Origin of the sequence: Methanosaeta sp. UBA458 (assembly GCF_002496085.1) — an archaeon.
Lineage (GTDB): Archaea > Halobacteriota > Methanosarcinia > Methanotrichales > Methanotrichaceae > Methanothrix > Methanothrix soehngenii.
Genome location: NZ_DAIK01000059.1, coordinates 9,076 through 15,587, shown reverse-complemented (window position 1 = coordinate 15,587; position 6,512 = coordinate 9,076). Strand labels below are relative to the sequence as shown.

4 protein-coding genes are annotated in these 6,512 nt (G+C 53.2%); 1 reads left to right on the top strand and 3 read right to left on the bottom strand.

Annotation, left to right across the window (positions count from 1 at the left end):
• Positions 1-72: 72 nt before the first annotated feature.
• The 3 genes from BP822_RS03990 to BP822_RS03980 form a co-directional block, all read right to left on the bottom strand.
• Positions 73-1,281 carry a bifunctional 3,4-dihydroxy-2-butanone-4-phosphate synthase/GTP cyclohydrolase II gene (locus BP822_RS03990; protein ID WP_013718928.1) on the bottom strand — a complete coding sequence of 403 codons (1,209 nt, stop codon included), beginning with the start codon at positions 1,279-1,281 and terminating at the stop codon, positions 73-75.
• A 39-nt stretch (positions 1,282-1,320) separates the two neighbouring features.
• Positions 1,321-2,340 (bottom strand): AmmeMemoRadiSam system radical SAM enzyme, encoded by a 1,020-nt coding sequence (amrS, locus tag BP822_RS03985; RefSeq protein ID WP_048131917.1) that lies wholly within the window; start codon positions 2,338-2,340, stop codon positions 1,321-1,323.
• A gap of 220 nt (positions 2,341-2,560) precedes the next feature.
• Positions 2,561-4,657: an S-layer protein domain-containing protein gene (locus BP822_RS03980; protein WP_273277924.1), complete on the bottom strand. Its 2,097-nt coding sequence runs from the start codon at positions 4,655-4,657 to the stop codon at positions 2,561-2,563.
• Positions 4,658-5,329: 672 nt separating this feature from the next.
• On the opposite strand from BP822_RS03980, the gene BP822_RS03975 reads away from it, so the two are divergent.
• Positions 5,330-6,349, top strand: a complete 1,020-nt coding sequence (locus BP822_RS03975; protein ID WP_286877781.1) for a histone deacetylase family protein — start codon at positions 5,330-5,332, stop codon at positions 6,347-6,349.
• Positions 6,350-6,512 lie beyond the last annotated feature (163 nt).

Genomic DNA, 6,512 nt, shown 5'->3' with positions numbered 1-6,512 from the left:
AGGCGCAGAGGAACAGAGACTAAAACCACTGCAGTGCCTGACCCACATAATTCAGCGAAGAGCCTTTCTTTTTTACTGCCCCTCATTCTGGAGAAGAAGGTGGTGCATCTTGTCTCTCTTGGTCTCCAGGTACCGGCGGTTGATGTTATTGGGCTCAACCTCTAAAGGTACTCGCTCTGCGATCTCCAGGCCGTAGCCCTCAAGCCCTATCACCTTGCGCGGGTTGTTGGTCAGAAGGCGAATCTGCTTTATTCCCAGATCAACCAGGATCTGAGCGCCGATTCCATAGTCCCTGAGGTCTGCCGGGTAGCCCAGCCGGTGATTCGCCTCTACCGTATCCGATCCGCCATCTTGGAGGGCATATGCTCTCAGTTTATTGGCGAGACCTATGCCCCTTCCCTCTTGGCGCATATAGAGAAGGACGCCATTGCCGTTCTTGCTTATGAGCTGCAGAGCCCGGCGGAGCTGCTCGCCGCAGTCGCATCTTTTTGAGGAGAAGACATCGCCAGTGAGGCATTCGGAGTGGACCCGGACCAGGGCATCAGGGCAGGTGGGGTCTCCTGCTACCAGAGCGATATGGCATTGTCCGTCCAGGACGGACTCATAGCCAATGGCGGTGAAGAGGCCGTACTCCGTGGGCATGCTCACCTCGGAGATCCTGCAGACGAGCTTCTCATATTGCATCCTGTAGCGGATCAGGCTCTCGATGGTCAGCATCTTCAGGCCGTGCTCCTGGGCGAAGCGCTCGAGCTGTGGGAGCCGGGCCATGGTGCCGTCATCGTTCATGATCTCCACAATCACCCCAGCGGGCTGGAGCCCTGCCAGCCGGGCCAGATCGACGCAGGCCTCCGTATGCCCCGTCCGCCGCAGAACTCCCCCCTCTTTGGCCTGCAGGGGGAACAGATGGCCGGGGGTGACAATATCGTTTCGTCTGGTCACAGGATCGATCAGGGCATGAACGGTCGTCGCCCGGTCGAATGCGGAAATGCCGGTGGTGGTATTGATTCTGGCATCCACCGAAACGGTAAACGCGGTGCCCATGGACTCGGTGTTCTGGCTGGTCATCAGGGGAATGTCCAGCTCGCGAAGGCGCTCGGCGGTCATCGGCATGCATATCAGACCCCGGCCAAAGCGGGCCATGAAATTGATGGCCTCCGGGGTCACATTCTCCGCTGCCATCATCAGGTCCCCCTCGTTCTCCCGGTTCTCGTCGTCCAATATTATTATGAAGCGACCGGCGCGGATATCGGAGATCGCCTCCTCTACAGTGCAAAATGGCATATGGAGCAGAGTCGGAGCGGGTCAGATATTAAGATTTTGTCAGGACCAGACTCCTGCCACCGCAGCTTTGCAGTTGGGGCAGCGCCCTTCGGTCACCGTGTTTTTCATGACCCTGTATCCGCGGCGTTCGATTAGGACGAAGCCGCAATCCGGACATATGGTGCTCTCGCTCTCTCCGATGATGTTTCCGGCATAAACGTACTTCAATCCCGCCTCCCGTCCGATGTTAAGGGCTCTTTTTATCGATTTTATTCCGGTGGGCGGTGCATCCAGCAGCTTGTAGGTGGGGTAGAAGGCGGATACATGCCAGGGCATATCCCGGCTGATCCCGGCCAGGAACCCTGCCATATCGGTCAGCACCTCAACTGAATCATTATAGCCTGGGATGACCAGGGTTGTGACCTCCACCCAGACTCCTGCCCGCCAGAACTTCTCGATGTTGCTCTTTACCGGATCGAGCTTTGCCTTGCACACCTTGCGGTAGAACTCATCATCTCCTTTCAGGTCGATGTTGATGCCATCCAGGAGGGGAATGATCTTATCCGCCGCATCCTGGCCAATGTAGCCGTTGCTTACAAAGACATTGCGCAGTTTGGAAGCTCGAGCCAATCTGGCCACATCATAGGCGTACTCAAAGAAAATCGTGGGCTCGGTATAGGTATAAGCAACGGACTGGCAACCCCTGGAGACTGCCCCCGCTACCACATCCTCAGGGGGAACGTAATTGCCCGGCAGTTTGCCGGTCTCATGAGGAAGCTGGGAGATATCTGCGTTCTGGCAGTGCAGACAGCGGAAGTTGCAGCCCACAGTGGCTATGGAGTAGGCCAGGCTGCCGGGAAGGAAATGAAAGAATGGCTTCTTTTCAATGGGGTCCTCATTGGCAGCAATGAGGTTTCCATAGACCAGCGTCATTAGCATTCCACCTTGATTCTCACGCACCGCGCATATTCCTCTCTTGCCGGGACGGATGCGGCAGTTCTGATAGCAGAGGCTGCAGTTCACGTCCTCCGACTCCTGATCCGGCCTTCTCCAGAATTGGGCTTCTTGAGTGCTCTGCATGGACAATCACCACCTATTCTGCCCCAATATATGTGAATACGAGATGTAATACTTATTCGTCCCGTCGAGGCCATCTTTTTTGGGGAGCTCAAATTATTGGCAGATGGTTAGGGCCTTACCCCACAGAAAAACCAAACGCAATAGTGATGATATGAATTAAATGAAAATAAAAAAAAGAGATAGTTCTGGAGAAGCCCAGCTCCTCCAGCTATTTGATCTTTCAGTCTCTCCTGCTCAGGACGAGGTAAGCGACTGCCAGAAGGCCAGTCAGGGCGAAGATGCTGCCAAATCCAGGTGTCTGGTTAGCGGTTGCCTCTGCAGCTTCCTCAGCATGGGCTTCAGCTTCAGCTACCTCTTCTTTGGCCTCTTCAACTACTTCCTCAGCTTCCTCTACCGTCTTGTTGGCTTCCTCGACGGCTTCCTTAGCCTCTTCTACAACCTTCTCGGTATCATTGACAGGAGTGACTACAGCGGTCTCCTCCTCTGCTACTTCTTCCTCTCCCTCGATGGTTGCTTCCTTGTAGATGTAGTATCTGAGCTCATCGGCATCGGCGGTCTTGATGGAGACGCCAGGCATGAGGCTGATATCCTTGTTCTTGCTGAGGGTGATATCGTTATCCTCAATATCCATGGTGATGGAGTCGGCGGTGACCGTCTGGATGGTCATCTTATCGTACTCGGTGTTCTCAGAGACATCCTTGGGGGCGTCAGAGAGCTGCCACAGTCCATCAACGGTTGCCAGGTTCTGGTCGGCGCCGCGGAAGGCGTTCTTGAAGTGAGCAGCGACGATGACTACATCCTTGGAGTCGCCGATATCCTTCTTGTAGTAGTAGGTCTTGTCCTTCATTCCAGCGTTGTCAGCGGATGGGGAGATGACCTTGCTGTCCACAACTGCTCCGTCCTTGGAGAGCTCGAGGTAGACCTTGTTACCATCGATATCGATGGCTGAAATGGACAGCTCATAGCCCTCTTCCAGAGCCAGAGGTGTGCCGGAGGTCACTGTTCTCTCATCATCGTTGTCTACCAGGATCTGGAGAAGCTGCTCATCTGAGAGGATATTCTCGTCGTCGGATTCCTCGAAGAGGACATCATCAGTGGTATCTGGGGTGTCTATGTATCCGGCAAAGTACTTCTCGGCCATGAAGCCAATGACGTTGTAGGATCCCCATGGCTCATATTCGAAGTCGTCTGCCATGACCTTGGTGGTATATACTACGCCATCAGGCTCAAGGAGCTTATTGCCCTCGGATATGGTTGCGACCAGTTCTTCGGTCTTGATGTTGTCATCGATATCGTAGTAGAATCCAGCGAAGTTGTCGGCAGTCCAGGTGAAGGTATCAGTGGCCACATTGCCCCTGATCTCATAGGTTCCTGGCTCGGTGATCTCCTTGTAGAGGTAGTATCTGAGCTCATCGGCATCAGCGGTCCTGATGGAGACGCCAGGCATGAGGGTGATATCCTTGTTCTTGCTAAGGGTGATATCGTTGTCCTCATTGTTCATCATGATGCTGTCGGCGGTGACCGTCTGGATGGTCATCTTGTCGTACTCGGTGTTCTCAGAGACATCCCTTGGGTTGTCAGAGAGCTGCCACAGTCCATCTATGGTTGCCAGGTTCTGCTCGGCACCACGGAAGGCATTCTTGAAGTGAGCAGCGACGATGACTACATCCTTGGAGTCGCCGATATCCTTCTTGTAGTAGTAGGTCTTGTCCTTCATTGTGGCGCCATCTTTGGATGGGGAGATGACCTTGCTGTCCACAACAGCTCCGTCCTTGGAGAGCTCGAGATAGACCTTGTTACCATCGATATCGATGGCTGCAATGGACAGCTCATAGCCCTCTTCCATAGCCAGAGGTGTGCCGGAGGTGACCGTTCTCTCATCGTCGTTGTCCATCAGGATCTTGAGAAGCTGCTCATCGGAGAGAACATTCTCGTCGTCGGACTCCTCGAAGAGTACATCTTCAACCGAATCTGGGGTGTCTATGTATCCTGCAAAGTACTTGTCGGCCATAAAGCCGATGACATTGTAGGATCCCCAGGCCTCATAGTCGAAGTCGTCTGCCATGACCTTGGTGGTGTATACGACGCCATCAGGCTCCATGAGCTTATTGCCCTCGGTCACGGTTGCTGTCAGTTCCTCGGTCTTGATGTCGTCATCAAGATCGTAGTAGAAGCCGGCAAAGTCGTCCGCGGTCCAGGTGTCGGTCCCTGTGGCGACCTTCCCGCGAATCTCGACACTGTCAGCCGCTCCTACTGCCATCGCTGTTGCCAGTAATAGCACCATCGATGTAAATGTAATTGCAGCCAATTTCTTCATCTTTTAACCTCCTATTTACCCTTCATGATCACTTTTAGCAGCATACAGTCTGATTATTCTTAAAACTATTGCCTGAATAACATCTCAAACCGCCCGCTAAAGGCATGGCGCACGGTATCTCCTGCATTGCCATTGCTTTCGGGCGCATCTCTGACATGTGTATAGCTACGTCACCCTCCTAATCCCATAAGGGACTATAGGGTAGTGATAGAGTATTTCCCTATTATATCTTTTTTGGTCAATGATAGCAGCTTGGTGCTGGTCTTTCCCACACAGAGCTAAGAGGTTGACCAAAGAGCTTTGCTAGGCTCAAAGCCTGCATTATCTGCCTTGTTTAAAAGCTTATTCTTTGATCTGGATAAACGAGAAAGGCCGCAATGGATGAGAGAAGATAGAAAATAAGAAATGGAGCAGATTGAGGATATCAGCTCAAAGAGGCAGCAGCAACCCCCGGAGAGAGTTGATCGATAGGATCGAACAAGAGGATTTTTGCCATCTACAACGGGCCTTTATGCATCGATGTATATCGTATAGGCAATCGGGTTGATGCGAATGAGGAAACACTGATCATACTCTTCGTATTCTTTCTGAATACATTATCTTCCAAAATATTAAAAAATTTTGATTTTTAAAGGGAAAATCGTTTTACGAGATGCGGTATTATATGCAAATATGAGTGAAGGGAAGTTCGCCCTGGTCTATCATCCCATCTATCTATTGCACGATACCGATGGACATCCTGAGAGAAAGGAACGCCTGACGGCAATCTTGGATAGAATCGAATCCGAAGGACTGGATATTGAGTGCATCACGCCGAAACCCGCGACGATCGAGCAAGTCGAGGCAATACACGGGCGGAATTATATAGATCAGGTGAAGGCCATATGCGAGCGGGGAGGCGGCCACCTCGATATCGATACCATCCTCTCCAAAGACTCTTTTGATGCCGCCCTCATGGCAGCGGGTGGCGCCATTGCTGCCGTGGATGCGGTGATTGAAGGCCATAGGGGAGCTTTTGCCCTGGTCAGGCCGCCCGGCCACCATGCCATGCCCAATCGCGGCATGGGCTTTTGCGTCTTCAATAATGTGGCCATAGCGGCAAAGCATGCCCAGTCCAGGGATCTCGAGAAGGTTTTGATAGTGGATTGGGATGTTCACCATGGTAATGGGACCAATGCCATATTCTACTCTGATCGTTCGGTGCTGTATTTCTCCACCCACCAATTCCCCCACTATCCGGGCACGGGCAGAATGAACGACGTCGGGGAGGGCGGCGCAGAGGGGACCGCGGTGAATGTGCCCCTGCCCTCGGGAACCGGGGACGAGGGCTATCTGATGGCCTACCGGGAGCTCTTGGTGCCCATGGCCCAGGAGTTCTCCCCTGATATCGTCCTGGTCTCAGCAGGCCAGGACCCGCATAAAGAAGATCCTCTGGGGGGGATGGGCCTGACGGCCAGCGGATTTGCCGCCATCGCCGGAGTGGTTAAGGAGGTTGCGGATATCTGCTCAAACGGAAGGGTGGCAGCCGTCCTGGAGGGAGGCTACAACCTCTCCGCCCAGGCGGAGGCCATTGTGGCCCAGATAAGGGCTTTTCAGGGGGATGTTCCGGATATTCACGGATTCGACCCCAAGGTCGCTAGGCGGATCGATGAGATAAAGAGCATTCATAAGGTCTACTGGAAGTGCTTTTAGCCTGGGCGAAAAAGCCTGTAAGCCCTCAATATATGGGGGCCCGAGCATCGAGGTATTGGGCCAGGAATATCCTGAACTCTCGATCCCTGATCTCCAGGATCTCCTGACCGGCGTATATCTTGTGTCCTCTGCGAATGGCCTCGGAGAGGTGCTTTCCCAGTGA